Raw genomic sequence first — 24,243 nt, forward strand, 5'->3', positions numbered from 1 at the left:
CCACCTTTCTCTCCGGTGGATACGACCTGCCGCTTGCACCCTTCGGGGATGGTGAACGTATCGCACGCATCGTCTTGGCCCCTTTGCCGAACAACGGGCCAGCAACGCAAGCACTGGCTTTTCCGAATTGTTCAAGCAAAGGAGTAAGCCATGCGCGACTTCCGCGATGCCAAAGCCATGGCGCAAACGCTGCGCGCCTCTCTCGTCTCCAAAGGCCTCAAGATTTCGGTTGCCGAAAGCCTCGAACTGACTGCCGAGCTGTTTGGCTTGGCTGACTGGAATACGCTTGCGGCCGCCATTCGACGCGGATCGCCTGAGCCCGGTGTAGCCTCGTCTCGACAACCGCGTGCAAGCATCAAATGGCCGGCGGGATTTACCCACGAACTTGACCTGACCCTGAAAAGGGCTCTGGCCTACGCCGAAGCGCGAAAGCACGAGTTTGCCACGCTAGAGCATCTCTTGCTCGCGCTGCTGGATGATCCGAATGCCTTGGAGGTGATGAATGCCAACCAGATTGACCTCGAAGCCCTGAGGCGAGCCACGACCTCATACATCGATGACAAGCTGAGCACCTGGGTGATGATCAGCGACGAGCGCGACACAACGCCGACGATTGCGTTTCGACGCGTGGTGCATCGTGCGACCGTGCGCAGCCTGCAACGCGAAACGAGTGGACTGGACGTGCTGGCGACCATGTTCGGCGAGAACGCGAGTCCGGCGGTTTGGCTCCTGAGCGAGCATGGAATGACCGGCGAGCGTCTTGAGAGGGCGCCTCCTCGCACAAATTGAGCGGAGCACGACCTGCTCCGGCGCTTTGAGGCACGCGTTCGAGTATTTGCAATGTCGCACGGCTGTCATAGGCTGATCGCAGACCCGCACCATCAATCATAACAAGCGGGCAGCAAGGAAACCGCCATGGACCAGATCCGCGTCTGCACCCACGCAGGCCCCGGCAGCGAGCCCGTCATCAAAACAGTGCCGTGGCCGAAAGTCGGCCGCAAGGCCGCGCTGATCAAGGTCGGCGCCTGCGGCGTCTGCGGCACCGATCTGCATATCCTGAAAGGGCATTGGCCGAAGCCGCTGCCCTGGCCGTTCACGCTCGGCCACGAGCTCGGCGGAATCATCGTCGAATGCGGCGACGAGTTCACCGAGGACTTCATGAGCAAGCCGCTCAAGGTCGGATCAAAGGTGATGATCCCGCCGCTGATGCCGTGCGGACGCTGCTACTACTGCATTCACTACCCGCAGACGGCCAACAAGTGCCTGACACCGGTCTATTACGGCCGCTATCTCGGCTTCGACAAGGCGCCGCACATGTGGGGCGGCTGGGCGGAGTATGTCTATGTCGATCTCGACATGCTGCCGGGCACCAAGATCTACAAACTGCCCGACGACATGTCGCTGCGGCTCGGCGCGCTGTCCGAGCCGCTCACCTCCTGCATCCGCGCCTTCAACCGCGCGACCCGTGCCGGCGGCTTTTCCTGGGGCGACACGGTGGTGATCCAGGGCTCGGGCCCGATCGGCATTCTGGCGGTCGCGGCCGCCAAGGAGATGGGAGCAGGGCGCGTGATCTGCGTCGGTGCGCCGGAGGAGCCGCGGCTCAAGCTCGCGCGCGAGTTCGGCGCCGAGGCGACGGTGAACATCGAGGAGATCAAATCGCCCGAGGCGCGCATCGCGCGTGTGCGCGAGATTGTCGGCGGCTTCGGCGCCGATCTCGTGATGGATTGCTCGGGCCATCCGACCGCCGGCCCCGAAGGCATCGAGATGCTGCGCGACGGCGGCACCTATGTCGAGATGGGCCAGTTCACCGATGCTGGCTCGATCGATACGTCCTGGCACCGGATCTGCACCAAGGACCTCAACGTGCTGGGATCCTGGGGCTTCACCGGCAACGATCTGCCGCTCGGCGTCGACATGCTCTATCGCACGGCGGGTAAATATCCCTGGCTGAAGATGCAGACGATCTATCCGTTCACGGAAGAAGGCGTCGCACAGGCGGTGAGGGACGCGATGGCGATGAAGACGGTGAAGTCGACCATCGTGCCGTGGCCGGAGCTGGTGGAATAGGATCTGTAGCCCGGATCGAGCGCAGCGTATTCCGGGGCGCCGGTCCCGCATTCCGCGGTGCCTGTCATCGGGCGGTGCTTTGCGCCGACCCGTTGGCTTCGTGCGAGCTACAAGTCAGAGTTTGGAATGAAGAACGAGATGACAGCCGAACCCACTCCACCCGCCAGCTCGCCCTTCCGTGCCATCCGCGCGATCGACTACACCGTCATCTTCGTGCGCGACATGGCGGCGATGCGGCGCTTCTACGAGGGTGTCCTGGCCTTGTCCCTGCTGCGCGAGCTCTCGCCGAACTGGATCGAATACGGCCTCGGCAGCAACACGCTGGCGCTGGCCCGACCGAGCCGGACCGCGGACGATGCGCCGGTGCCGGCGGGGACTGCCTCGCTGCAACTGGCCTTCAAGGTGTCCGCGGCCGAGGTCGATCAATGCGCCGACGAGCTCGTGCGCCAGGGCGTGACGCTTTTGTCGCCGCCGACGGATCAGTCCTTCGGACATCGCACGCTGTTCTTCCGCGATCCCGATGGTAATCTGTTGGAGGTCTATGCGGAGATCTGAGCGGAAGCGGATGCCCAGAAAGTTCCATGCAATATCCGCGACTTATCCGCGCAGCTGTGAAACTTAGGCCCAAGTTCCGGCTTTCACTTCGCGGGAGAGGTCCAGTGAAGCGAATCCTGAAACCCGTCACTTACATCCTGGCCGCCATCTACTTCCTGGTGGATGCGGTCTTCATCGCCGTGGCGAGGCCGATCGCGCGCTGGATCGGGCGTCATTTCGAATTCAGGCGGTTGCGTGAGTGGATCAGATCGTTGCCGCCTTACCCGTCGCTGGCCTTGTTTTCCGTGCCGGTGATCATCCTCGAGCCGATCAAGCCGGTGGCGGCTTACCTCGCGGCGACCGGCCAGATCGTGAGCGGTGCTGTGACGTTCATCATCGGCGAGCTGCTCAAGCTCGTGCTGGTCGAGCGTCTGTTCCATCTTACCCGTGACAAGCTGATGCGGATTCCGGCGTTCGCCTGGGCCTATGGCAAGTTCGCCGAGGTGAGGGCGTGGCTGAAAGCGACCGAAGCCTGGCGCATGGTCCGCGCCTTGAGCCGGGCGGCAAAAGACTATGTCGTGCGGGCACGGGCAAGGCTGGTCGGCAGCTTCAACAGACTGGTGACCTCCAAGGATTGAGGCGGCGACGGACGGTGCTTTAGGCGAGCTTGCGTGCTGCGGCGGTTGCCTTGTCGCCCGTGTTCGGCGTGCCGGTCGGCTCGATCAGCATCAGGTGAACCTCCTCGCGCGCCACCGGGCGATGCTCAACACCTTTGGGCACGACGTAGAGCTCGCCCGGTCCGAGCGTCACGGTGCGATCGCGCAATTCGATGTCCAGCTGGCCTTTCAGGACGAGAAAGAAATCGTCGGTGTCGTCGTGCTTGTGCCAGGTGAACTCGCCCTTCACCTTCACCACCATCACGTCGCAATCGTTGAAGGTCGTGACCGTGCGCGGCGACCAGAAATCCTCGAAGGTCGCGAGCTTGTCGGCAAGCGATATGCTGTCAGCCATGTTTCCCTGTTGCTCTCTCATGAGACAAGATTTGAGATCGAATGGACGGTGCGGCAAGGCCGGCTATTTGACATGTCCGGTCAACATGGCTTGCGCCCAGTCCGGACGGCCGTTGGCAAGCGCCTGTGCGGAGGCGGCTTCCCAGTCGTATTCCAGGGCTAGCAGTTCGACTTGCCAGCCTCTTGTTCGCTTCGTGAGGATCGCGTAACGGGCGTGGGGCGAGCGGTGTTCCAGGTTTGCGGCAAAGGGAATGTCCGCGAACACGGGGCAACCAACACTCCCGGGATTAAGAACCAGACAGTCGCCCGGCCCTTGAACGGCCGCCTGGCGGTGGCTGTGACCGCAAAGGACCACGCGCGCCGTTGGCTCGCTCGAAAGGCGCGCGGTTAGCACGTCGCGACGTGCCGGCACGAAACGGCCGTCCTCGAGTGCTTCTTCCAACAGGCAGGTCATGTCGTCGTTGGGCGTGCCGTGGCAGGCCAGGATCCCGTCATCCAGCCATATTCGGGAGGGGAGGCTGTGGAGTGCGCGACGCTGCTCCGCAGTCAATGCGTTGCGCGCAAACAGACCTGCCGGCGAGAGCTTGTTGTCTGGAAACTCCTCGATCCAGCGATCATGGTTTCCGCGCACGGTCGGCACCGATAGCGACTGGAGCGCTTCGAAAGTTTCCCTTGGCCACAACGGGCTGGTGACGCAATCGCCGAGGTTGACCGTACGATCGACACCGCGCGCCTTGATGTCGGCCAGCACCGCTTCCAACGCAGCAAGATTGCCGTGGATATCGGAAATGACTGCCAATCGCATCGTCGTGCTCCCCATGCCGTGTTGCCTGAATTCAACTGCGCCAGGTCACCGGACTTATCTAGCATCGGCTGATAGGACATTCACTAATTAGCCACGGCTGATCGCGATCATCCCGGCTTTCGTGCGGTACGATTTGGGATCGAATGGCGGATGTGGCAAGGCCGGCCGCCGGCGTGTCCGCTCCAGCCCGAACGTGAGGCCGGGCGCCTGCGGCCGTCTTGCCTATGCGCGCGACACGTGAGCGGAGACGCACTGCCAACGTCCGTCCCGGAATTGCCAATCATCCGTGTACCGGCCGGCTCCTTCGCTGCCGTCAGGCTTACGATAGCTGGTGCGAGCGTGAATGATGGCGAAGTCTCCAAGAACACGGATGATCACGTCGTGCTCGCGAATGTCGCGCACCGTCGAGCCGCGGCCGATCTGCACCAGGAATGTCGACCGGTCGATCAGCGTGCCGTCCGGATTGGTGTTGCGAAAGTCCGACGCGAGATTGGCGTCGAACCAGGCGACGTCGGCCTCGTCAACGGCGCGGACGTAGTTGCGATTGAGGTCGGCCAAAATGGCCTCTGCTGTCTTGTTGTCGGACATTATTTGGTCACCTGTTTTGCCTGCTCGAGTGCAAGCCAACTGTTCCAGGCCTGCGGGTCACCTCGATCGTGTCCGGAGCCTAACGCAATGCGCCGAGCCGACGGTTCGCTCTCGGCCGAACCGTGCCCACTCGCTGCCGCGCTGCTCACCGTCGCGCCCACGACCTTCGTGCCCTCCAGCTCGCGCACGATGCGATCATCCGGCCAGACGCTGCCGAGATCGAGCTCGCGCTCCGGCGTGACGAGGATCACGCGCTGGCCGGCGATCACGACCACCGTCATGTCGTTGCGCTCGCCTTCTACAGCCCAGGCGCGGATCTCGCTGGCGTAGGGCTCCCTGCGCCAGGCGTTCGGAGAGCCGGGGTCGCAGCGGACTTCGATGCCGTCCTCGGACGTGGTCAGGACCAATTTTGACCGGCTCGGCTTCCAGCGCTCGTCGAGGAGGTCGTTGACGAGCCAGAGGCAGCTGAAGCTCGCGCATTCGGCCGGGTGTTCGGCGTAGATCGCGCAGCCCTGGCCGGGCTTGCAGTGCCGGCACCAGCTTCCCGCCGGTTTAGCCAGCGCCTCGATGGCCATCACCTTGCAGCAAAGCGTGCAATCGCCGCAGGCGCGTTTGATGGAAGGCGTCACGCGGTCGTTCCCTTGGGAGCCGGTTGGCTTCAGGTTAATCGAGGTGGCCGCGAAAGTCCGCTGCAACCTTCAGGCGCGGCTCTTGTCGAAAAGCCATGCATCACAGGCATGGTGATTTCCCTGCGCTTGGCGTAAAGAGCCCTCAATCACATCGCCAGCGTGCGGCCGGGCCGATTGCCGCGCACGCCAGCTCAGGTCCGCCGGCTCACCATTCCGCGCCTGAATCAACCAAGGTTTCCTATCTCGTGTCTCTTCCGGCCCTGACCCCGCCGCTCGCCCGAGCTTTGGCCGAGCGGAACTATGATTCACTGACCCCCGTCCAGCTCGCGGTGCTCGCCCACGAAGCCACCGGCCGCGACCTTCTGGTCTCGGCCCAGACCGGCTCCGGCAAGACGGTCGCCTATGGATTGGCGATCGCCAAAAATCTCCTCGATGACGCCGAGCAGTTCGCACCCGCGGCCGCACCGCTCGCGCTGATCGTGGCGCCGACCCGTGAGCTCGCGCTTCAGGTCCAGCGCGAGCTGGCCTGGCTCTACGGTCATGCCGGCGGACGCGTCGTCTCCTGCGTCGGCGGCATGGATCCGCGGCGTGAGCAGCGCGAGCTCGCCGCCGGCGCGCACATCGTGGTCGGCACGCCCGGCCGTCTCTGCGATCATTTGCGCCGCGGCCGCCTCGACATCTCCGAACTCGCCGCGGTCGTGCTCGACGAGGCCGACGAGATGCTCAATCTCGGCTTTCGCGAGGACATGGAGTTCATCCTCGAAACCACGCCGGAGACGCGCCGGACGCTGCTGTTCTCGGCGACCTTTCCGCGCGGCATCGTTGCGCTGGCGCGGCAATATCAGCGCGACGCCTTTCGGATCGAGGTCGCCGGCGACGAAGGCGGCCACGCCGACATCGATTACCGCGCGATCCGGATCGCGCCCGGCGATGTCGAGCACGCGGTCGTCAACGTTCTGCGTTTCTTCGAGGCGCCGAGCGCGCTGGTGTTTTGCAGCACGCGCGATGCCGTGAGGCACTTGCAGGCGGCGCTGCTGGAGCGTGGCTTCGCCGTGGTCGCGCTGTCGGGCGAACTGACGCAGAACGAGCGCACGCTGGCGCTGCAGTCGCTGCGGGACGGACGCGCGCGCGTCTGCGTGGCGACCGACGTTGCCGCCCGCGGCATCGATTTGCCGAGCCTCGACCTCGTCATCCATGCCGACCTGCCCAACGACGCCGAAGTCATGCAGCATCGCTCCGGCCGCACCGGGCGCGCCGGGCGCAAGGGGACCAGCGTGCTCTTGGTGCCGCCGGCACGGCGGCGGCGCGCCGAGTTGCTGCTCAATCTCTCCGGCATCGATGCAGCCTGGGGCACCGCGCCGCAGGCGGAGGAGATCCGCAAGCTCGATCACGAGCGCATGAAGGACGTGCTGTTCACCGAGGAGACAACCGCCGACGATCTCGCGCTGGCTCAGGCGCTGCTCGCCGAGCGGTCGGCCGAGGATATCGCAGCCGCACTGGCGCGGCTCTATCGCGCGCGGCTGCCGTCGCCCGAGGACATCATCGATCCCGGCGAGCGAACAGGCCGGCCGGATCGCGGGCGTGACAGGTTTGAAGGCGGCGAGGATCGCGCCAAGCCGCGATCGAAGTCCGGCAAATCGTCGTCGAAGCACGGCATGGCGGAGGCCAGCGTCTGGTTCCGTGCCGCGATCGGGCGGCGCAAGAATGCGGAGGCGCGCTGGCTGCTGCCGATGATCTGCCGCCGCGGCGGCATCGACAAGCGCGACATCGGCGCGATCAAGATCATGGACACCACCACCGAGTTCGAGATCTCCGAGCGGGTCGCGGACGCCTTCGCCGCGAAGATCAAGCGCCCGGACAAGGAGGACAGCATCCGCATCGAGCCGATGGCGGATGCGCCGGCGCGGCAGGCGCCGTCGGAGGAGCGATCACACGCGCCGCGGCGAGAGAGAGACGACGGCGAACATCGTGAGCGTCAAGGCGATCGCTCGCGCGATGCACGCGAGTTCAAGCCGCGCGGCAAAGCGCTCGGCGAGCGCGGGCCGCAATTCGACACTGCGCCTTCGTTCGGAAAGAAAAAGAAGCACAAGAACAAGCCGGGGCAAGCAGAGCCGTCAGTCACGCCGTGGCCCGTGAAGGGCGCGCCGGGCAAGAAGGCGAGGAAGAAGCGCCGCGGCTGATCGGACACCGTTCGGCGTGAATGATGCCGCCGGATCGTGCCGGCGACATCATCTGAAAAGTCGGTGAGAGCTCAGCGGCCGCCGCCGCCACCGCCACCACCCCCGCCGCCACCACCTCCGCCGCCGGCATCACGCAGCGAGGTGTTGTAACGCGGATCGGTCTGTCGCATGTAGATGGGCGAGATGTCGTTGGTGATGCGAACCACGCGGCGTCCGCCCTGCTGCGGCGCTTCGACGAAGCCCGTGCAGCCTTCGAAGAAGGCGGTATCGCAGCCATAAGTCCGGTACTGCGCGGCGTTGGCGCTGGTCGCGCTGAATGCGGCCGTTGCAGCGAAAGCAATCAAAGCAACTTTCGACAATGTGAGTTTCATGGAAATTCTCCAGTCTCGGTTCGGCGAGACCGGAACGGTCCGCACAGCCTTTCGACGGGAGCTGATCGAAGCCGGTTCGAGCGAGGCGCTTCACGCCCGCGTGAGCCGGGCCGGAGGGGAGGGGCGTTACGTCGCAGCGAGGTCGCGCAGCATGTAGGTCGCAGCTTCGCCGTAGGATGTGAGCTTGATGCGCAATTGCTCATCTGCGGCGACGGGGTGAAAGCCGAGCCGTTCCCATAGCTGACGCGTGGCATAGACCGAGACCAGCGCGAGCGTCGTGAGGCCTGAGGCGCGTGCCAGCGCTTCGATCGTCGTGACGTAGTCGCGCGCAGCGCCGCCGCGAAAGTCGGGCAGCACGGCGACATCGTGCACGTAGAGACAGTCCGCACCGTCAGGCAATGTTTGCAGGAAGTCGTCAAGCGGCGGAATGTGGTGCTGCGTCCAGGGATGCGCGAGTCCGTAGCCGACGATCGTATCGCCGGCGATCAGCACGCGGCAGCCGTCGGGATAGAGCCGCATCTTCTCGGCGAGCACCTCGGGGCGTTCGGGCAGATCAGGATGGATGCGCGCTGCGATCATGCTGATCGCGGGCAGATCCGATGCGCGTGCGGGACACCAATGCGGCTTGCTCATCTCGGTCCGTCGTTCCATCTCGATCATCCCAATTTATTCCTCCGCGACGATGCGCGCAGCGAAAAATATCCTTGCAGCGCTCTCGGGAATAGGTAGCGTCGCGTGGCGTCCTACTCATGCAAGCCAATTGCATGACAGGAGACATCATGACGACGCCATCGATCCGCTTCGCGCTCGCGCTCGCAGCTTCGCTCGCAATTATCCCCGCGGCCTTCGCTGCGCCGCCGACCAAGACCGGCAAAACCGACAAGGGCACCGTGCTCACCGACGCCAAGGGCATGACGCTCTACACCTTCGACAAGGATATGGACGGCAAGTCGGCCTGCAACGGTCCCTGTGCGACCAACTGGCCGGTGCTGAAGGCCGAGGCCAGCGATGCTGCCGGCAACGGCTATACTATCATCACGCGCGACGACGGCTCGAAGCAGTGGGCCTACAAGGGCAAGCCGCTATACACCTTCGCCAAGGACACAAGGCCCGGCGACGTCACCGGCGACGGCTTTCTGAACGGTGCCTGGCATCTGGCGATGCCCTGACCAATCGCGCGCTGCGTCGCTTTTTGCGAGAGCGCCGGGCCGCGTGCGGCCCGGTTATCTCGGATATTCGAGCTGCATCGCCACGAAATCGGCTGTACGCGGCCCGTAGCGCGCGTCGATGGCGCGCAACGCGTGGTCCAGCGCCTGCACCGGCGGCAATCCGGTTGCGGCCGGCGGGGTCTGCGCCGCCGGCCAGTCGGCCGCGATCCTGTCGGGCAGGATGCCGAGGCCGCTGCGGCTCGTCTGCGCCTGCTCCGCGGCGGCGAAGGTGAGGGCGCGGGAGCGATAGGTCCGCGACCACGCATCGGCGATCAACGCGAGCGACACCTCGTCGATGCCTGGTGTCAGCGCGATCCCGAGCTGCTCTCGGCGCCAGAATGCGAGCGTGTTTGCGATCGCCGTCAGCGCGAAAGGACGCGTGAACTGGAACGCGTCACTGCGGTGGCGTGCATCCCATGCCGCAAGACCGATCTCGCTGGCGACCGCTTCGGCCCTGGCGCGGCCGGCGATGGCCTCGATCAGGGTGAGCGCCATCGGCATGGATGCCGTGATGCCGGTCGTCGTCGCGACGCCGCGGTCGACCACGAGCCTGCGGTCGGCCGCATAGCGGATCGCGGAATGCTTCTTCAGATCGCCCACGGAATACCAGTGCGTCGTGGCTCGCTTGCCGTCGAGCAGCCCGGTATTGGCAACGACCATGGCGCCGACGCAGACGGCGATGACAGTTGCGCCCTTGCCGGCCTGGCTCCGGATCCACTGCAAGGCGGCCGCGTCGTCTTCCGGCGTCATTGCCGGCACGATGACATAGTCGGCGCCGTCGGGATGGGCGGCGTCGAACGCGGCGATGGTCGCGTGCGGCTGCACCTTCAGCGCGGGATAGAGGGTCACGGGACCCGGCTGCGTTGCCAGCGTCACGACGTCGGCGACATCGGCGCGCGCGAGGATGCCGTAGGGCATCAGATAATCGGTCGTCTCGCTCTTGTCGTTGATGCCGATGATGGCGATGAGGGGACGCCTTCGCTTCGGCGGTTTCAATGCGGCGAGCGTCGCCTCGGACTCCTCGCTCGATATGGCGGGTGCGGCTCCCCGTGCCGGCGCGCCGGGCAGCAGCAGCAACCAGGTTCCGCCGATCGCCGCGAGCGCCGCCAGGCCTCCGAGGGCGCTCCATGCCAGAATGCGCCAGATCATGATTTCACCCGATCGCGGTTGCCTCATACGGCGCGGAAGCTATCGGCTGGCGACGGCATCGGGAATGACGCAAATCCGGCAAAAAAGGTCATGCCGCAAGCGCGATCGTTTACTTCATGACGGGAATTGCTGCGCTAATCTCAAGTTGGCGCATGCGATCGCAACAACTTCAAAGATGCAGGACGCGGTCTGCGCCGTCTTCGTCGCGCGAAGTGAATAAATTCACGCGGAGAGTCTGAAAGCGAACCGAACCTGCGACTTTCGTCTGGCATAGTTGGCTTCGTAAAGGGGGGCGGGGGCGGTTATCCGCAGCAATCCACCGCATTGAAAATCGGAGTACTGGTGTCCCGGTGCGGCATGCACCGCGACCCCATCGGGGAGTCTTCAATCCATTATCTAGTTTCGCTTGAAAGGATGAAAGCCCGTGAATGATGCCAATGTGAAAGTCGAAACGAATGCCGCGCCGCAAGACGTGGGGGCCAACGGAAGCGCAAAGCTCCGGTTCGACGTACCCTTCTTCAACATGCAGACGATCTTCGGCGGTCTCGCCGATCAGGGCGCCACGCGGGCCCAGGCCAACTTTGCCAAGATGAGGGCGACGTCGGAGGAGATCACCGCAGCCGTCTGCGATGCCTGTTCGACCAACGCCAAGCGAGCCTCCGACTACGGCATCAAGCTGATCGAAATTTCCCATATCAATACTAGCTCCACGCTGGATTTCATTTCCCAGCTCGTCGATGCGAGGTCGTTTGCCGATCTCGTAAACCTCTCCACGGCCCACAGCCGCAAGACCTTGGAAGCAACGTCGGCACAGAACCGCGAACTCTGGGACCTCGCCCAGAAGGTCGCGACCGAAACGGCCGAGCCGATCAAGCAGAGCTTCAACCGGGTCCTGCGTAGGGCTGCTTGAATCGAAGCGGTTGGCCGCGCGGATCGGCTGGACGAGCGTCTTCGCAAGAAGAGACGCCGTCCAGCCGATTGCGGCCCCCTCATTGCCGAGGTGATGCCAAGCTGGAGGAAATCAGGATGGGTATGGTGATGATCAAGTGCCCGGAAACGGGAGATGCCATTCCGACGGGCATCGAGATGGATCGTGAAAGGTTTCGGTGCAGTGCGGTGTTTTTTTCGCGCACCTATTGCCGGATATGCGCCGCGACGCACGAATGGTTCGCCAGAGAGGCTTGGGTCTACGAGTCGGTCTCGGCGAAGGGCGGGTCTGGGGGGAGGCAGCCAATCCGCGCCGGCGCGGCGTGAAGGACCCTTGGCGCATCCTGCAAGACGATCCGATCGATCCTGCGGCTCATCACCTTGTAGCACTCACAGGCGATGACCTCGAGCCGGCGCCTGTCGATCTCGAGCTGGCCGCGCCGGTTGGATTTGATTGCCCGTGATGTGCGCAACGCGCTCACCACATGCGTGACCGTGGTGCGCCGGACGCCGAGCAATTCCGACAGCGTCTCCTGTGTCAGGGGCAGGATGTCACCACCATCCGTCCGGTCGTGGATGTGCAGCAGCCAGCGGGCGAGGCGCGCTTCGACGGAATGCAACGCATTGCAGGCCGCGACGTGCTGGACCTGCGTCAGCATCGCCCTGGTGAGAAGCTGTACCGAACTTGCGATGGCGGGACTGCGTTCGAGCGCGACGTGAAATCGCGCGGGCGAGATCTGCAGCGCCGTCCCGGCAACGCGGACGATTGCGGTCATGGGTGATCGGGTCGGGCCGAACGCGGTCATGATCCCGATGCCGCCGTCGTTGCCGATCACGGCGGTTGCTGCCGTCTGTCCGTTCGGCAGCTCCATGATGAGGGCGATCGCGCCGCTGCAGGGAAACCAGAGATGCTCGATCTTGTCGCCTGATCGCACCAGGACCTGGTCGTGCTCGAGTGGCACTTTTCGCAAATGAGGGGCAAGCAAAGCGAAATCGGCCGGCGGTAGCGCAGCTAACAATCGATTACCAACTCTGGTCGCGTGCTCCATCACGGGAATCGTCCCTCGACGGAGGCCCGGCAGACGCATCTTCACCAACCGAGCCGCGTTGTTGCTTGCCACGGCAATGGCCAAACGCATCCTCAAAGCTAAGGTTCCCGTGATGGATTGGCAAGCTCGCGGTCGCGTCTGCGCGATCAGACTTTCCAGGATCGGCCGCGGACTGTGCGAAGCTACGCGTCAGACGCGAAGGCTGCTCCTAGCGCAGCCCCTCATACACCATCAGCCCGCGGGCGATCTGCAATTTGCGGATGGCGCGCGGCAGCAATTTCTCGGGCTGGTGCAGATAGCGCCAGGAGGTGAGGGTGAAGGGGCCGAGCGCGCCGCATTCGTCGTCGAACGGCGCGAGCACGCCGGTGACGCTCACCGGCGTGTGCGGACGGGCGTTGAACGGCAGCAGCAAGAGCTCGAGATGGGCCTTGCTGCCGTCCTCGCGCGCGGCGGTGACGCCGGCGATCGCGCCCAGCGTCTCGTCGGCGACGACGGTCGTGATCTCCTCGATCTCGCCGCGGCTGGCCTCGCCAAACAGCGCCGAAAAGCTCGCGTCCTTGAGGTCCGCTCCCGCCAGCGCGCAGACCCGCGTGCCGGCGACGCGGAAGGGGAAGCCGAGCTTGGGCTCGCAGGACAGCACGAAGATGTCGCCGAGCAGACCGCGGACGGCTGCCGGATCGATGTCGGCCCGGTCAGGGGCCCGCGCAGCGCCGCGCTTCTTGTCCCAATACGCGAAGAATGCGCGGCTCGACGGATGTTTCATGACTGAACGCTTACCCCGGGGCGCCACCTCGCGGGACAGTCCTGTCCCGCTTCAGTGCACCCGCGATCCCTTTCGTTGTTGTGCAGGAGGGGATTTGCAGCGTCCATGCCGGAGCGGCGTTTTCGCCGCTCTTCAGCCGGCCTTTGCGGCGTTAACGTTAAGTTAACTATGCACTTTGCGCCGCCTGCTCGCCTGCTATGGTGATCGCGGTCGCAAGCCTCGCCGCTTTCATCCAGGTTCTCGGCGAGGCCCGTACACAGGCGTCAAACAGTTTGGCCACGGGCCGGGGAGGGGTGGGGATACACCTTCATTCCCCCGGTATCGGAAGGTCGACACGGACAGGCAGGGCTTTCCCAGGGCCCTGCCTTTTCCTTTTGTGCACTTGCGCAAGGCCGGCAAAGGCGACTATCTCCAAGCGTAACGCTCCGATCGCGCCCGAAAGCGAAGCTGCCTTGGATTCCCCGCCAAATTCTCCGCAAGACTCTCAGCCGGCCGTACCGAACGCCGCTGGGGAAGCTTCGCGTGAGCCGATCCTGACGCTGCCGGTGGCGCTGACCGCCTATATCGTTCTGCTCGCGGTGATCCATCTGCGGGTGCTGCTGCCGCCGGAGCTTGAGAACTGGACCATCGACGTCTTCGGCTTCATCCCCAAGCGCTACGATGCCTCGCTGCTGAACCTGCAAATTCCGGGCGGCGCCGGCGCCAAGGTCTGGACCTTCGTCACCTATTCGCTGCTGCACGCCAATTTGACCCATCTCGGCTTCAACGTGCTGTGGCTGCTGCCGTTTGGCAGCGCGCTGGCGCGGCGCTTCGGCGCGGTCAGGTTCTTCGTGTTCATGGCGGTGACGGCGGCGGCCGGCGCGCTCGCCCACCTCGTCACCCATGAGCATGCGGTGGCGCCGATGATCGGCGCCTCGGCCTCGGTGTCCGGCGCGATGGCCGCCGCCATCCGCTTCGCCTTCGTCCGTGGCAGCTTCCTGTCGTTCAGCCGATCGGACGCCGATACCGCCGCGAAGGTTCCGGCGCTGCCGCTGTCGCGCGCGCTGCGCGACGGGCGGGTGCTCGGCTTCCTCGCGGTGTGGTTCGGCGTGAACATCATCTTTGGCGTCGGCGCGATCGGCGTCGATGCCGAAACCACGAGCGTCGCCTGGCAGGCGCATATCGGCGGCTTCTTCGCCGGCCTGCTCTTGTTCACGCTGTTCGATCCCGTGCCGCGCGTGCGAAGCGATGCTGCGGATGCGTCATCACAGGACGTTTCAGACCGTATTTGAAGCAGCGCTTGCGGCGCGGCCCGAATTCATCCATCATTTGCGCGAAGAATGTTCCGAAGCGACAAGCCCATAGCGGCAACGCTTCGACAAGCGCGCGAGCGTGAAACCCGCGCCAAAACTGTTAGTTGAAGACTCGCGAACAAGTCCGGACCGCGCAAAGCGGAGGGCTCCGATTCAGGGAGGCAGCAATGACGGTACGTTCCATTCTCAACACCAAGGGCCACCAGATCATGAGCGTCGAGCCCGACGCCAAGCTGTCGGCCGCGATCAAGCTGCTCGGCGAGAAGAAGATCGGCGCAGTGCTGGTGATGAACCAGAGCCGGCTCGAGGGCATCCTGTCGGAACGCGACATCGTCCGCGTGCTCGGCGATCGCGGCGCCGCCGTGCTGGAGGCGCCGGTCTCGGAGGTCATGACCCGCAAGGTCGTGACCTGCAAGGAGACCGACACCGTCGCCGAGCTCATGGAGATGATGACGACAGGCAAGTTCCGCCATCTGCCCGTGATCGACAACGGCAAGGTGGTCGGCCTGATCTCGATCGGCGACATCGTCAAGCGGCGCGTCCAGGAATACGAGAACGAGCAGGAAGCCCTGCGCGACTACATCAAGACGGCCTGATCTGGACTCGAAGGACCGCGTTGGCGCAAAGCGCGTCGCGGTCTTCCGGAAAGATCATGCTCAACAACAAGATGAAGCGCGATGAGGATTTGGCCTCGTCGCGCCTTACTCGCCCGCTTTGGGTGCGTTGCCCGCGGGCGCCGGCGCCAGCACCTCGATCGCCTCCTGGATCGACTCCAGCGCGCGCTCGGTGGCGCGCGTGCCGTGCGCGATCAGATCTTCGGCGCGATGGAAGTCGAACCAGCCGAACTGACCGACCCGCGGCGTGATCAGCATGTCCGGCGGATCGCCGGCGAGGCGCGCGCGGGTGATGCGGTCTTGCATGATGTTGAAGGCGTCAACCATCACCGAGGAGATGCCCGGCCGTCCGCCGCCGCCGAAGAACTCCCGCTTCATGGTCTTCTCGGGCGAGAAGAAGCGCGGGAAGCGCCGCTTGGCGGCCGGCTCCTCGGCAACGGGCGCGATCGGCTCCGGCATCGCGCCGTGCGCATAGATCGTCGTGGAATGGGTGAAGATGTCGCTGGAAAGATTTGCAGCGATGACGATTTCGGCGCCGAGCGCGCGGGCGGCCGAGACCGGCACCGGATTGACCAGCGCGCCGTCGACCAGCCAGCGGTCGCCGATCAGCACAGGCGAGAAGATGCCGGGTAGCGCATAGGAGGCGCGCATCGCATCGACCACGCGGCCGCGCGTCAGCCAGATCTCGTGGCCGGTGCGGACCTCGGTCGCGACGGTCGCGAACTTGATCGGCAGGTCCTCGATCAGGGTCTGGCCGATCGCCTCCTCGAGCCGGGTCGCCAGCTTCTCGCCGCCGATCAGGCCGGAGCCGTTGAGGCGGATGTCGAGATAGCCGAGGATGGTGCGCACGCCTTGCAGGCTGCGTCCCCAATCTTCCAGCGTGTCGAGCTGGCCGGCCGCATAGGCGCCGCCGACGACGGCGCCGATCGAGGTGCCGACCACGACATCAGGCACGATGCCGTTGGCGATAAGGGTTCTCAGGATTCCGATATGGGCAAAGCCGCGCGCCGCGCCGCCGCCGAGAGCAAGGCCGACAACTGGCCGGCGGATGCTACCGAGGCCGACCTTCTCGCCATTGGAGCCGTTCGCGCCGCGGCCTTTCAAGATCTCAAGCACCGAAACTCTCCTACCCGGGCCAGCCCCCACAACCAGAGTAGGCGCCGTACATCCGCTCCGCCAGAACGAGGGCCAAGCATGGTTTATACCGTTCGGGAAGCAGGGGGCAGGAGTGTGGCGAGGGCCGGCTGCCTTTGGTCTAATCACGCAGGCGTCAGCCCGGTTCCAAAGACCGTATTTCCCAGGCGTTCCAAGGCTTGAATTTGCCGCGTTTTCAGTGAAAAGCAGGTGACATGACACGCGGGGGTGACGGCATCATCGGATGGCGGCGCAGCGGCAGGCTGCTGCCGGCGCTGATCCTTGCCGCGTGCGTCGTCACTTCAAGCCAAAACGCCGCGCAGGCGCAGCTTTTCTCCGATCGTCCGCCCCCGGTGCCGCCCGCGTCGGTCCCCGACCCCGGTAACGCCATCCAGCTGGCGCCGTCCGGACAGGGCGCCGGCCCCCCGAGCCTGCCGCCGACCCTGACCCAGCCGGTGACGCCCAGCATGCCGCCGCCCGCGGTCGCAACCGTGCCGCCGGCCGCGCCGCTCAACGCGGCCGTGCCCGGCCAGGGCGTGCTGTCGCTGACCGCAAAATACGGCAAGGACTCGGCCGCGATCACCAGCGGCCTGGTCTGGCGGGTGTTTGCCGACCGTCCCGACGAGAACGGCACCTTCAAGCTGATCAAGGAAGACCGCAACGCCACGCCCAACATCGTGCTGCCGCCCGGCAACTACGTCGTGCACGTCGCCTTCGGCCTCGTCAGCGCGGTGCGCACCGTCAGCCTGAAGGCCGAGACCGACCGCGAATCCTTCGTGCTGCCCGCCGGGGGCCTGCGCATCGAGGGCCGCGTCGGCACCAGCCGCATTCCGCAGAACCAGATCTCGTTCGCGATCTACAAGGGCAGCCAGTTCGAATCCGGCGAGCGCGCCTCGCTGGTGCCGAACGTCGCCGCCGGCGACGTCGTGCTGCTGCCGGAGGGCACCTACTACATCATCTCCAATTATGGCGACGCCAATTCGGTGGTGCGCTCGGACATCCGCGTCCAGGCCGGCAAGCTCACCGACGTCACCATCACCCACCGCGCCGCCGTCATCACGCTGAAGCTCGTCAGCGACCGGGGCGGCGAGGCGCTCGCCAACACCGCCTGGTCGGTGCTGACCCCCGGCGGCGACGTCATCAAGGAATCGATCGGCGCCTTCCCCCGCGTCGTGCTCTCCGAGGGCGAATACCGCGCCATCGCCAAGAACGAGGGCAAGGTCTACGAGCGCGGCTTCAACGTCGTGAACGGCGTCGACGGCGAAGTCGAAGTCGTGGCGCGCTGAGGCGCTTTTGCGGCGATGCCGCATGGTCCGTATGCGATCTGCCGTTGGGCTTCGGATCCGGCACAATACTTCTCACTTGGCGCATCAATGCTCTATCTCCCGTTACCTTCTGCGCTTGTGTGCACAAGTGAGCAGAAGCAGATCGTAGCCGCTTGCTTGTGTTCGGCGCTGAATATTGCTGTCAGCGCTACCAAGCTGCGGTTCGGGGGTTAAGAAAACACCACTGCCAAAGGCTTATTCCAGACGTGTCGCGACTTCGTTACGGCCAGCGCAAGTGCCGGTGGAAGATGCGTATTTCCGATAATCAAACTTATTCTCTTTCCATCCTGCTGCGTGATATGTCGGGCATCCGTCCAATGGGGGAGGCCGGCGCAGGTTGATGAACCTGCAGGACCGGCAGGAGCAGGGGACCAAGCCCGTCGGCATGTTCGAAGTGATCCTCACCAGGCGCAAACGGTTCGGTTGGCGGTGGCAGGTGTGCGACCAGTCCGGCAAGATATTTGCCGACGGGTTCGACCGCACCCGGCCGGCCGCCAAATATCATGGTGAGCGCGCATTGTTCTTCCTGCTGTCGCAGGCTCATTTGCGCAACCGCTCCGCGGCCTCGAGCGAGGATTAGCGGCGCAGGCCGCGAACTCGATCTCAGATATCCACGACTAGCTTGCCCTTCGTCGCGTGATCCCTGATCAGTGCATAGGCCTCGTCAACGCTCTCCAGCGTGAAATGCCTGGGATCGACCAGCGGCACGAGCTTGCCGGCCTCAACCAGGCGCGTCGCCTCCGCCATGATCGCTCCGTGATGCGCGCGGCCTTCGCCTGACAGCAGCGGGAGCAACGTGAACACGCCGGAATAGGTGGCGGCGCGGAACGACAGCGGCGCCAGCGCATGCGTGCCCCAGCCGAGCGCGCTCACGACATGACCGAAACGGCGCACGGCTTCGAAGGAGGCATCGAGCACCTTGCCGCCGACAGTGTCGTAGACGATGTCGAACCCGCCGCCGCCGGTGTGCTTCGCGACGTAGGCGTCGACAGCGGTGCTGCGGTCGATGAAGACCGCGCCAAAGCCTTCGATGGTGGCGCGCTGCGACGCCGAGCCCGTCGCGTACACGTCTGCTCCGAACGCACGCGCGATCTGGATCGCGACATGGCCGACACCGCCTGCGCCGCCATGGACCAACACCTTCTGGCCGGCCTTCAGCGCCGCGCGGTCGATCAGGCCTTCCCACGCCGTGATGAAGATCAGGGGCAGGGCGGCCGCTTCGCGCATGCTCAGATTGGCCGGCTTCAATGCCAGCAAGTCTGCATCGACGGCGGCGAATTCGGCCAGCGAGCCCTGCACGCCGCCGACGCCTCCGGTCATGCCATAGACTTCGTCGCCCGGCTTGAACCGCGAGACCTCGCGCCCAGTCTGTTCGACCACGCCGGCGAGATCGAGTCCGAGGATCGCCGGGACAGGATGGCGCGCATGTGCGGCTGCGCCGGAATGGATCTTGGTGTCGAGCGGATTGACCCCGCTCGCGTGCACCCGCACCAGCACCTCGCGCGGGCCGATGGCGGGCGTGGAGATCGTTGAGAGGCGTAAGGGCGCGTTGTGGGTCTCCAGCACGGTCGCGCGCATCGTCGAAGGTCTCGTCATGATCGTCTTGCTCCGTTGTCGACCTCCAATATGTCCATGAATTTTTGCATGGAAATGAACAAGGATGTACGATGATCGTGCGTTTCTGTATGAGGGGTTCTTGGATGGACTGGAGCGATCTGCGCATCTTCCTGGCGATTGCACGTGAAGGCACGTTAGGTGCTGCCGCGCGAAAGATCGGCCAGACCCAGCCGACGATGGGCCGGCGGCTGCGCGCGCTCGAAACGGCGTTGGGGCAGGTGCTGTTTCAGCGCACCGCGGACGGTTTCGTGCTGACCGACGAAGGCACGGCCGTGCTGCGCCATGCCGAGCGGATCGAGGAAGAGGCGCTCGCGCTCGAGCGGCACGCTTCCGGCGCGGAGACGCAGCTCGACGGCATGCTGCGCCTGTCGTCGTCGGACTGGTTCGGCACGGTGATGCTGTCGCCGGTGATCGCTGCCTTTGGCAAGCGCCACCCGAAGGTGATCGTCGAGCTTCTGACCGATGCGCGTCTCTACAGCCTGCCGCGGCGCGAGGCCGATCTCGTCTTCCGCATCAAGCCGTTCAGCGAGCCCGAGGTGATCTCGCGAAAGCTGCTGCACATTCCCTACGCGCTCTACGGCAGGAAGGGCAGCAAGCCGCCGCACGCGAGCGACGGCAGTGGTGTCCGCGTCGTGACCATGAATACCGAATTCGCCGACATGCCCGATGCCGTCTGGCTGAAGCGCACACTGCCGAAGGCGGAAGTCGCCGCGCGCAGCAACAACAGGCAGGCGCAGGCCGAGCTCTGCGCCGGCGGTAGCGGGCTCGCGGTGCTGCCGCGCCCGCTCGGCGACCGCGATCGAAGGCTCGTCGCGTTCGATATCGGCGTGAGCCCGCCCGGCCGCGACACCTATGTCGCTATCACCGCGACTTGCGGCGGCTGGCCCGCCTGCGCGCGCTGCTGGATGTGGTGATTGAGCGGCTGGCATGACGGTCCGTAGGTGGGAAAGGCGCGCACTTTGCGCGCCATGCCCACCATTTCTCAGCGATCACATCTGGCAATGGTGGGCACGCTTCGCTTTGCCCACCCTACGAGCTGTCGATCCACACTCCGTCATTGCAAGCACCGCATTTCAAACGCCCGTCATAGTCTCTAACGCCCACTAACCAACACCTGACTTAAAACTGTCATAATCACTAAATCGGAACCCGCATCTGCGTCCTTTTTACACGCCATTAAGCGCCGCTGCATTGGATGCGCGGGGAATGTGCGTTGGGGACTACAATGACTGCCGCGAAGAAAGCGTCGGGGAAACCGGCCACCGAAATGTTTGACGACATCCCGGTGCTTCAACGCAAATGGCGTGCCGCGTTGAAGCCGGGGGACCGGCTGCCGCGCTACGAGGACGTGATGCTGGGCAGCCTGGGACGGCTCGCCGACCACATTGCGCTGCTGAGGAATGACGGCGCGCTCGAGCTGTCGCGCAGCGGACGTTACGTGCAGAAATGGCTCGGCGAGGAGCGCTGGGACATCCCGGTCGCCGAACTGTCGCCCGATTGCGCCACGGCGCTGTCGGAAGCGGTGGCGAGCGCGCTCGCGAACGGCCGGCCTCACCAGGCGAGCGCGCATTGCGTGCGCGACGGCATGGTCCGGACCTACGACGTGCTCGCGCTGCCGACCGCCTCGCGCTGGGGCGCGACCCTGATCGGCGCCTATGTCAACGAACGCGGCGCGCAATACAATCTCCTCGACGCGATCTTCTCCTCGACCGACGATGCGGTGGTTTCGCTGGCGACGCTGCGCGATGCCGAAGGCAAGCCGTTCGATCTCCAGGTCGTGCACCACAACAAGAGCGCGGGCGCGCTGCTGAAGCTCGCGACCGGAAGCCTGTTGTGGCGGCGGATCGGCGAAGGCAGCACGCTGCTGGCCGCCCCCGAGATCATGGAATTCCTGCTCAAGGCCGTCTCGGGCGGCCGCGGCGAGCAGCTCGAGATCGAGAACGAGGGGCGATACCTCCGCCTCAGCGCCACCGCCTTTGCCGACGTGGTCTCGCTGACGATCTCCGACGTCACCGCCTTGAAGCGGCGCGACGCCTCGTTCCGCCTGCTGTTCGACAACAACCCGATGCCTATGTGGGTGTTCGACGCCGAGACCAAGCAGTTCCTTGGCGTCAACGACGCCGCGGTCCAGCATTACGGCTACAGCCGCGCCACCTTCCTGCGCATGAAGCTGCACGAGATCTGGCCGCAGGACGAATGGGAGAGCCATGCCGAGGCGCTCGAACGCGTCGGCGACACTTATCACTCCTCGCGCAACTGGCGACATCTGCGCGCCGACGGCAGCGAGATCGAGGTGCTTACGTTCGGCCGTCTCGTCACCTTCGACGACCGCGACGGCTATCTCGTCGCAGTGGTCGACATCACCGAGCGGCGCAAGGCCGAGGCGCGGATCGCCCACATGGCGCACCATGACGGGCTCACCGATCTGCCGAACCGCGAATATTTCCAGGAGCGCCTGAAGCAGGCGCTCGACCAGGCCGGCGGCAAGCGCGTCGGCGTGCTCTATATCGATCTCGACCTGTTCAAGAACATCAACGACTCCTTCGGCCATCCGTCGGGCGACCGCCTGCTGAAGGAGGTCGCCGAACGGCTCACCACCGCCGTCCGCGGCGGCAATCTTGCGGCCCGGCTCGGCGGCGACGAGTTCGCAGTGATCCTGGCCGCCGACGTCTCGCCGAACGAGGCCAGCGCCTGCGCGACCTTGCTGATCGACATGCTGCGCGCACCCTATGAGATCGACGGCCAGGAGATGGTGATCGGCGCCAGCATCGGCATCGCGCTGTCGCCGGGCGACGGGACGACGTCGGAAGAATTGATGCGCAACGCCGACATGGCGCTGTACCGGGCGAAGTCCGACGGTGGCGGCGTGCACCATTTCTTCGAGCGCGAGATGGATCTCCAGGCGCAGAAGCGCCGCGACATGGAGGTCGATCTGCGCCGCGCATTCGCCAATGGCGAGTTCGAGCTGCACTACCAGCCGCTGGTGTCGATCGCTTCCGACCGCATCTCAGGCTTCGAGTCGCTGCTGCGCTGGCGTCATCCCGACAAGGGCATGATCTCGCCGGCGGAGTTCATCCCCGTTGCCGAAGACATCGGCCTCATCACCCAGCTCGGCGAGTGGGTGCTGCGCGAAGCCTGCGCTGAAGCCGTGAAATGGCCGAGCGACGTCAAGGTCGCCGTCAATCTCTCGCCGGCGCAGTTTCGCAGCCGCAATCTGGTTCAGGTCGTGATCTCGGCGCTGGCGCAGTCCGGCCTGTCACCCAAGCGGCTCGAGCTCGAGATCACCGAATCGATCTTCCTCGCTGAGACCGACGCCAATCTCGCGATCCTGCATCAGCTGCGCGAGCTCGGCGTCGGCATCTCCATGGATGATTTCGGCACCGGCTATTCCAGCCTCAGCTATCTCCGCAGCTTCCCGTTCGACAAGATCAAGATCGACCGCTCCTTCGTCAAGGATCTGGCGCAGCGGCCCGATTGTGGCGCGATCGTGCGCGCGATCTCGGGCCTTGGCCGCAGCCTCAACATCACGACGACCGCGGAAGGCGTCGAGACCGAGGATCAGCTCGACTGGCTCCGTGCGGAGGGCTGCAACGAGGTGCAGGGCTTCCTGTTCAGCGCGGCGCGGCCTGCCGCGGAGATCGCAAAGCTGCTCGCAGATTTCGGCCAGCGCGCCTCACGGGCGGCGTAGCCCCTCCGGATAGCAGTCGTAGACCAGCGCCTTGAACGCCGGCGTGATGCGGCTGCGCTCGTTCTGGGTCTGCTGCATCATGAGGTAGACCATGTCGAGCTTGGGATCGACGCCGAAATAGGTGCCGCTGCCTGAGTCCCATTTCAACTCGCCGAGCGAGCCCGGCGGCGGCGGCTTCGCATTGCCTGGATCGGTGCGCACGGCGAGGCCGTAGCCATAGCCGAAACCATCGCCCGGAAAATAGAAATAGTCGCGGCCGACGCCGGAGCCGGGCCCGACATGATCGGTCGTCATCGCCTTGAAAGCCGCAGGGCTTAAGTAACGCTTGCCCTCGAACTCGCCGCCGTTGAGCAGCATCTGCGAAAAGCGCTGATAATCGGTGATGGTCGATAGCAGCCCGCCGCCGCCGGACTGCCATTCGGGATGGTCGAGACGGTCGCGCTCGCCGGCGAGCAGGATGAAATCGTTCGGCAGTGGTCGCGCCATCCTCGCCAATTCGCCTTCCGTCGCCAGCGCGAATTTGGTGCTGGTCATGCCGAGCGGATCGAGGATGCGCTGTTTCAAAAATTCATACAGCGTCTGGCCCGAGATGATCTCGATGACGGCGCCGAGCACGTCGGTGGAATGGCCGTAGCGCCACAGCGTGCCCGGCTGGCGCGCCAGCGGCAGCCTGGCGATGCGGTCGGCGAATTCCCTGTTGTTGAATTGACCCTCGAAGATGTTGGCGGCCTTGTAGGCCTGCTCGACCCATTTGCCGCCGATATAGTCGTAGCTGATCCCGGAGGTGTGCCGCAGCAGATCCTCGATGTTGACGGGGCGGACCGGCGGCACCAGATCGAGCTTCAGCTTGCCGTCCGGCTCGGTGACCTCGATGCCCACCTTGGTGTCGGCAAAGAGGGGGACGTATTTCGAGACGGGGTCGGTGAGGGCGAGCTTGCCCTCGTCGATCAGCATCATGGCGCCGAGGCACGTGATCGGCTTGGTCATGGAGTGGATGGCGAAGATCGTGTCCGGCGTCATCGCAAGGCCGGTCCTGGTGTCGCGCACGCCGAAGGTCTTGAGATACACCGGCTTGCCGTGCTGCTGCACCAGGATCACGGCGCCCGGCAGCCGGCCGCTCGTGACCTCGTTGTCGAAATACGCGGTGATGCGGTCGAGCCCCTCGGGCGAGGGAGCGGGGATGTCAGCGGCGCGGCCTCGCGCCATCGTGCCGGCCAGCAGCGCGGCTCCGACCAGAAATTCACGGCGTTTCATCCGGGCCTCCTCCCTCGCGGAAGGGATCAAAGCCGCAAG

At 64.9% G+C, this 24,243-nt stretch carries 24 protein-coding genes and 1 pseudogene; 13 read left to right on the forward strand and 12 right to left on the reverse strand.

The window, feature by feature from the left end; genetic code table 11:
* The first annotated feature begins 150 nt into the window (after positions 1–150).
* The 4 genes from BRAGE_RS0108245 (at position 151) to BRAGE_RS0108260 (ending at position 3,239) form a co-directional block, all read left to right on the forward strand.
* Positions 151–789 carry a Clp protease N-terminal domain-containing protein gene (locus tag BRAGE_RS0108245; protein ID WP_027560071.1) on the forward strand — a complete coding sequence of 213 codons (639 nt, stop codon included), beginning with the start codon at positions 151–153 and terminating at the stop codon, positions 787–789.
* A gap of 126 nt (positions 790–915) precedes the next feature.
* Positions 916–2,067 (forward strand): zinc-binding dehydrogenase, encoded by a 1,152-nt coding sequence (locus BRAGE_RS0108250; RefSeq protein WP_027560070.1) that lies wholly within the window; start codon positions 916–918, stop codon positions 2,065–2,067.
* A 138-nt stretch (positions 2,068–2,205) separates the two neighbouring features.
* Positions 2,206–2,622, forward strand: a complete 417-nt coding sequence (locus BRAGE_RS0108255; protein WP_027560069.1) for a VOC family protein — start codon at positions 2,206–2,208, stop codon at positions 2,620–2,622.
* Positions 2,623–2,726: 104 nt separating this feature from the next.
* The gene (locus BRAGE_RS0108260) at positions 2,727–3,239 is read left to right on the forward strand and encodes a hypothetical protein (RefSeq protein ID WP_027560068.1); all 513 of its coding nucleotides are present in this window, start codon (positions 2,727–2,729) and stop codon (positions 3,237–3,239) included.
* Positions 3,240–3,258: 19 nt separating this feature from the next.
* On the opposite strand, the gene BRAGE_RS0108265 is transcribed toward BRAGE_RS0108260, so the two are convergent.
* The 4 genes from BRAGE_RS0108265 to BRAGE_RS47990 form a co-directional block, all read right to left on the reverse strand.
* Entirely contained in the window at positions 3,259–3,612 is a 354-nt protein-coding gene (locus BRAGE_RS0108265; RefSeq protein WP_027560067.1) for a cupin domain-containing protein, read from the reverse strand.
* A gap of 63 nt (positions 3,613–3,675) precedes the next feature.
* Positions 3,676–4,416, reverse strand: a complete 741-nt coding sequence (locus BRAGE_RS0108270; protein WP_027560066.1) for a metallophosphoesterase family protein — start codon at positions 4,414–4,416, stop codon at positions 3,676–3,678.
* Positions 4,417–4,638: 222 nt separating this feature from the next.
* A complete protein-coding gene (locus tag BRAGE_RS0108275; RefSeq protein ID WP_027560065.1) occupies positions 4,639–5,004 on the reverse strand; it encodes a nuclear transport factor 2 family protein in 366 nt (121 codons plus the stop codon).
* Positions 5,004–5,699: a hypothetical protein gene (locus BRAGE_RS47990; RefSeq protein ID WP_231164078.1), complete on the reverse strand. Its 696-nt coding sequence runs from the start codon at positions 5,697–5,699 to the stop codon at positions 5,004–5,006. The genes BRAGE_RS0108275 and BRAGE_RS47990 overlap by 1 nt, the downstream gene beginning before the upstream one ends.
* 179 nt (positions 5,700–5,878) lie before the next feature.
* On the opposite strand from BRAGE_RS47990, the gene BRAGE_RS0108285 reads away from it, so the two are divergent.
* Positions 5,879–7,813 carry a DEAD/DEAH box helicase gene (locus tag BRAGE_RS0108285; protein WP_051377729.1) on the forward strand — a complete coding sequence of 645 codons (1,935 nt, stop codon included), beginning with the start codon at positions 5,879–5,881 and terminating at the stop codon, positions 7,811–7,813.
* A gap of 71 nt (positions 7,814–7,884) precedes the next feature.
* On the opposite strand, the gene BRAGE_RS54310 is transcribed toward BRAGE_RS0108285, so the two are convergent.
* Positions 7,885–8,184 (reverse strand): hypothetical protein, encoded by a 300-nt coding sequence (locus BRAGE_RS54310; protein WP_027560063.1) that lies wholly within the window; start codon positions 8,182–8,184, stop codon positions 7,885–7,887.
* Between the two features lie 126 nt (positions 8,185–8,310).
* Positions 8,311–8,817 (reverse strand): GNAT family N-acetyltransferase, encoded by a 507-nt coding sequence (locus BRAGE_RS0108295; protein WP_027560062.1) that lies wholly within the window; start codon positions 8,815–8,817, stop codon positions 8,311–8,313.
* A gap of 146 nt (positions 8,818–8,963) precedes the next feature.
* Here BRAGE_RS0108295 and BRAGE_RS0108300 point away from each other — a divergent pair, with 146 nt between their 5' ends.
* Complete coding sequence (locus BRAGE_RS0108300) at positions 8,964–9,353, forward strand: COG4315 family predicted lipoprotein (protein WP_027560061.1); 390 nt, start codon at positions 8,964–8,966, stop codon at positions 9,351–9,353.
* Between the two features lie 54 nt (positions 9,354–9,407).
* Here the strand turns inward: BRAGE_RS0108300 and BRAGE_RS0108305 are convergent, their stop codons facing one another.
* Positions 9,408–10,541 carry a DJ-1/PfpI family protein gene (locus BRAGE_RS0108305; protein ID WP_027560060.1) on the reverse strand — a complete coding sequence of 378 codons (1,134 nt, stop codon included), beginning with the start codon at positions 10,539–10,541 and terminating at the stop codon, positions 9,408–9,410.
* A gap of 424 nt (positions 10,542–10,965) precedes the next feature.
* Between BRAGE_RS0108305 and BRAGE_RS0108310 the strand changes: the two genes are divergently transcribed.
* Entirely contained in the window at positions 10,966–11,451 is a 486-nt protein-coding gene (locus BRAGE_RS0108310; RefSeq protein ID WP_027560059.1) for a phasin, read from the forward strand.
* Positions 11,452–11,728: 277 nt separating this feature from the next.
* Here the strand turns inward: BRAGE_RS0108310 and BRAGE_RS0108315 are convergent, their stop codons facing one another.
* Complete coding sequence (locus BRAGE_RS0108315) at positions 11,729–12,556, reverse strand: Crp/Fnr family transcriptional regulator (protein ID WP_027560058.1); 828 nt, start codon at positions 12,554–12,556, stop codon at positions 11,729–11,731.
* Positions 12,557–12,725: 169 nt separating this feature from the next.
* Complete coding sequence (locus BRAGE_RS0108320; protein ID WP_027560057.1) at positions 12,726–13,280, reverse strand: PAS domain-containing protein; 555 nt, start codon at positions 13,278–13,280, stop codon at positions 12,726–12,728.
* Between the two features lie 452 nt (positions 13,281–13,732).
* Between BRAGE_RS0108320 and BRAGE_RS0108325 the strand changes: the two genes are divergently transcribed.
* Together BRAGE_RS0108325 and BRAGE_RS0108330 are read left to right on the forward strand one after the other, a co-directional pair.
* Positions 13,733–14,551, forward strand: a complete 819-nt coding sequence (locus BRAGE_RS0108325; protein WP_027560056.1) for a rhomboid family intramembrane serine protease — start codon at positions 13,733–13,735, stop codon at positions 14,549–14,551.
* A 188-nt stretch (positions 14,552–14,739) separates the two neighbouring features.
* A complete protein-coding gene (locus tag BRAGE_RS0108330; protein WP_027560055.1) occupies positions 14,740–15,168 on the forward strand; it encodes a CBS domain-containing protein in 429 nt (142 codons plus the stop codon).
* A gap of 105 nt (positions 15,169–15,273) precedes the next feature.
* Here BRAGE_RS0108330 and BRAGE_RS0108335 read toward each other — a convergent pair whose 3' ends face one another.
* Positions 15,274–16,302, reverse strand: a complete 1,029-nt coding sequence (locus BRAGE_RS0108335; RefSeq protein WP_027560054.1) for a patatin-like phospholipase family protein — start codon at positions 16,300–16,302, stop codon at positions 15,274–15,276.
* A gap of 233 nt (positions 16,303–16,535) precedes the next feature.
* Between BRAGE_RS0108335 and BRAGE_RS0108340 the strand changes: the two genes are divergently transcribed.
* Together BRAGE_RS0108340 and BRAGE_RS55750 are read left to right on the forward strand one after the other, a co-directional pair.
* On the forward strand, positions 16,536–17,606 hold the full coding sequence (locus tag BRAGE_RS0108340) for a hypothetical protein (RefSeq protein ID WP_027560053.1): 1,071 nt from the start codon (positions 16,536–16,538) through the stop codon (positions 17,604–17,606).
* A 379-nt stretch (positions 17,607–17,985) separates the two neighbouring features.
* Positions 17,986–18,225 (forward strand): hypothetical protein, encoded by a 240-nt coding sequence (locus BRAGE_RS55750; protein WP_231164077.1) that lies wholly within the window; start codon positions 17,986–17,988, stop codon positions 18,223–18,225.
* A 23-nt stretch (positions 18,226–18,248) separates the two neighbouring features.
* Here BRAGE_RS55750 and BRAGE_RS0108350 read toward each other — a convergent pair whose 3' ends face one another.
* The gene (locus tag BRAGE_RS0108350) at positions 18,249–19,241 is read right to left on the reverse strand and encodes a zinc-dependent alcohol dehydrogenase family protein (RefSeq protein ID WP_347336526.1); all 993 of its coding nucleotides are present in this window, start codon (positions 19,239–19,241) and stop codon (positions 18,249–18,251) included.
* A gap of 104 nt (positions 19,242–19,345) precedes the next feature.
* On the opposite strand from BRAGE_RS0108350, the pseudogene BRAGE_RS47995 reads away from it, so the two are divergent.
* A pseudogene (locus tag BRAGE_RS47995) lies at positions 19,346–20,193 on the forward strand (LysR family transcriptional regulator).
* A 294-nt stretch (positions 20,194–20,487) separates the two neighbouring features.
* Positions 20,488–22,950 (forward strand): putative bifunctional diguanylate cyclase/phosphodiesterase, encoded by a 2,463-nt coding sequence (locus tag BRAGE_RS0108360; RefSeq protein WP_027560050.1) that lies wholly within the window; start codon positions 20,488–20,490, stop codon positions 22,948–22,950.
* On the opposite strand, the gene BRAGE_RS0108365 is transcribed toward BRAGE_RS0108360, so the two are convergent.
* Positions 22,936–24,204, reverse strand: coding sequence for a serine hydrolase domain-containing protein (locus BRAGE_RS0108365; protein ID WP_027560049.1), 1,269 nt, complete (start codon positions 24,202–24,204; stop codon positions 22,936–22,938). The genes BRAGE_RS0108360 and BRAGE_RS0108365 overlap by 15 nt on opposite strands.
* Positions 24,205–24,243: the final 39 nt, after the last annotated feature.

The organism is Bradyrhizobium genosp. SA-4 str. CB756, from assembly GCF_000473125.1.
Lineage (GTDB): Bacteria > Pseudomonadota > Alphaproteobacteria > Rhizobiales > Xanthobacteraceae > Bradyrhizobium > Bradyrhizobium arachidis.

Excerpts from the sequence above, each read along its gene's own strand:
- BRAGE_RS0108275 (WP_027560065.1), bottom strand. The coding sequence starts at position 5,004 with ATGTCCGACAACAAGACAGCAGAGGCCATTTTGGCCGACCTCAATCGC.
- BRAGE_RS0108305 (WP_027560060.1), bottom strand. The coding sequence starts at position 10,541 with ATGATCTGGCGCATTCTGGCATGGAGCGCCCTCGGAGGCCTGGCGGCG.
- BRAGE_RS55750 (WP_231164077.1), top strand. The coding sequence starts at position 17,986 with ATGAACCTGCAGGACCGGCAGGAGCAGGGGACCAAGCCCGTCGGCATG.
- BRAGE_RS0108245 (WP_027560071.1), top strand. The coding sequence starts at position 151 with ATGCGCGACTTCCGCGATGCCAAAGCCATGGCGCAAACGCTGCGCGCC.
- BRAGE_RS0108315 (WP_027560058.1), bottom strand. The coding sequence starts at position 12,556 with ATGCGTCTGCCGGGCCTCCGTCGAGGGACGATTCCCGTGATGGAGCAC.
- BRAGE_RS0108360 (WP_027560050.1), top strand. The coding sequence starts at position 20,488 with ATGACTGCCGCGAAGAAAGCGTCGGGGAAACCGGCCACCGAAATGTTT.
- BRAGE_RS0108300 (WP_027560061.1), top strand. The coding sequence starts at position 8,964 with ATGACGACGCCATCGATCCGCTTCGCGCTCGCGCTCGCAGCTTCGCTC.
- BRAGE_RS0108340 (WP_027560053.1), top strand. The coding sequence starts at position 16,536 with ATGACACGCGGGGGTGACGGCATCATCGGATGGCGGCGCAGCGGCAGG.
- BRAGE_RS0108270 (WP_027560066.1), bottom strand. The coding sequence starts at position 4,416 with ATGCGATTGGCAGTCATTTCCGATATCCACGGCAATCTTGCTGCGTTG.
- BRAGE_RS0108255 (WP_027560069.1), top strand. The coding sequence starts at position 2,206 with ATGACAGCCGAACCCACTCCACCCGCCAGCTCGCCCTTCCGTGCCATC.
- BRAGE_RS0108350 (WP_347336526.1), bottom strand. The coding sequence starts at position 19,241 with ATGACGAGACCTTCGACGATGCGCGCGACCGTGCTGGAGACCCACAAC.
- BRAGE_RS0108320 (WP_027560057.1), bottom strand. The coding sequence starts at position 13,280 with ATGAAACATCCGTCGAGCCGCGCATTCTTCGCGTATTGGGACAAGAAG.
- BRAGE_RS0108250 (WP_027560070.1), top strand. The coding sequence starts at position 916 with ATGGACCAGATCCGCGTCTGCACCCACGCAGGCCCCGGCAGCGAGCCC.
- BRAGE_RS0108365 (WP_027560049.1), bottom strand. The coding sequence starts at position 24,204 with ATGAAACGCCGTGAATTTCTGGTCGGAGCCGCGCTGCTGGCCGGCACG.
- BRAGE_RS0108295 (WP_027560062.1), bottom strand. The coding sequence starts at position 8,817 with ATGAGCAAGCCGCATTGGTGTCCCGCACGCGCATCGGATCTGCCCGCG.
- BRAGE_RS0108330 (WP_027560055.1), top strand. The coding sequence starts at position 14,740 with ATGACGGTACGTTCCATTCTCAACACCAAGGGCCACCAGATCATGAGC.
- BRAGE_RS54310 (WP_027560063.1), bottom strand. The coding sequence starts at position 8,184 with ATGAAACTCACATTGTCGAAAGTTGCTTTGATTGCTTTCGCTGCAACG.
- BRAGE_RS0108265 (WP_027560067.1), bottom strand. The coding sequence starts at position 3,612 with ATGGCTGACAGCATATCGCTTGCCGACAAGCTCGCGACCTTCGAGGAT.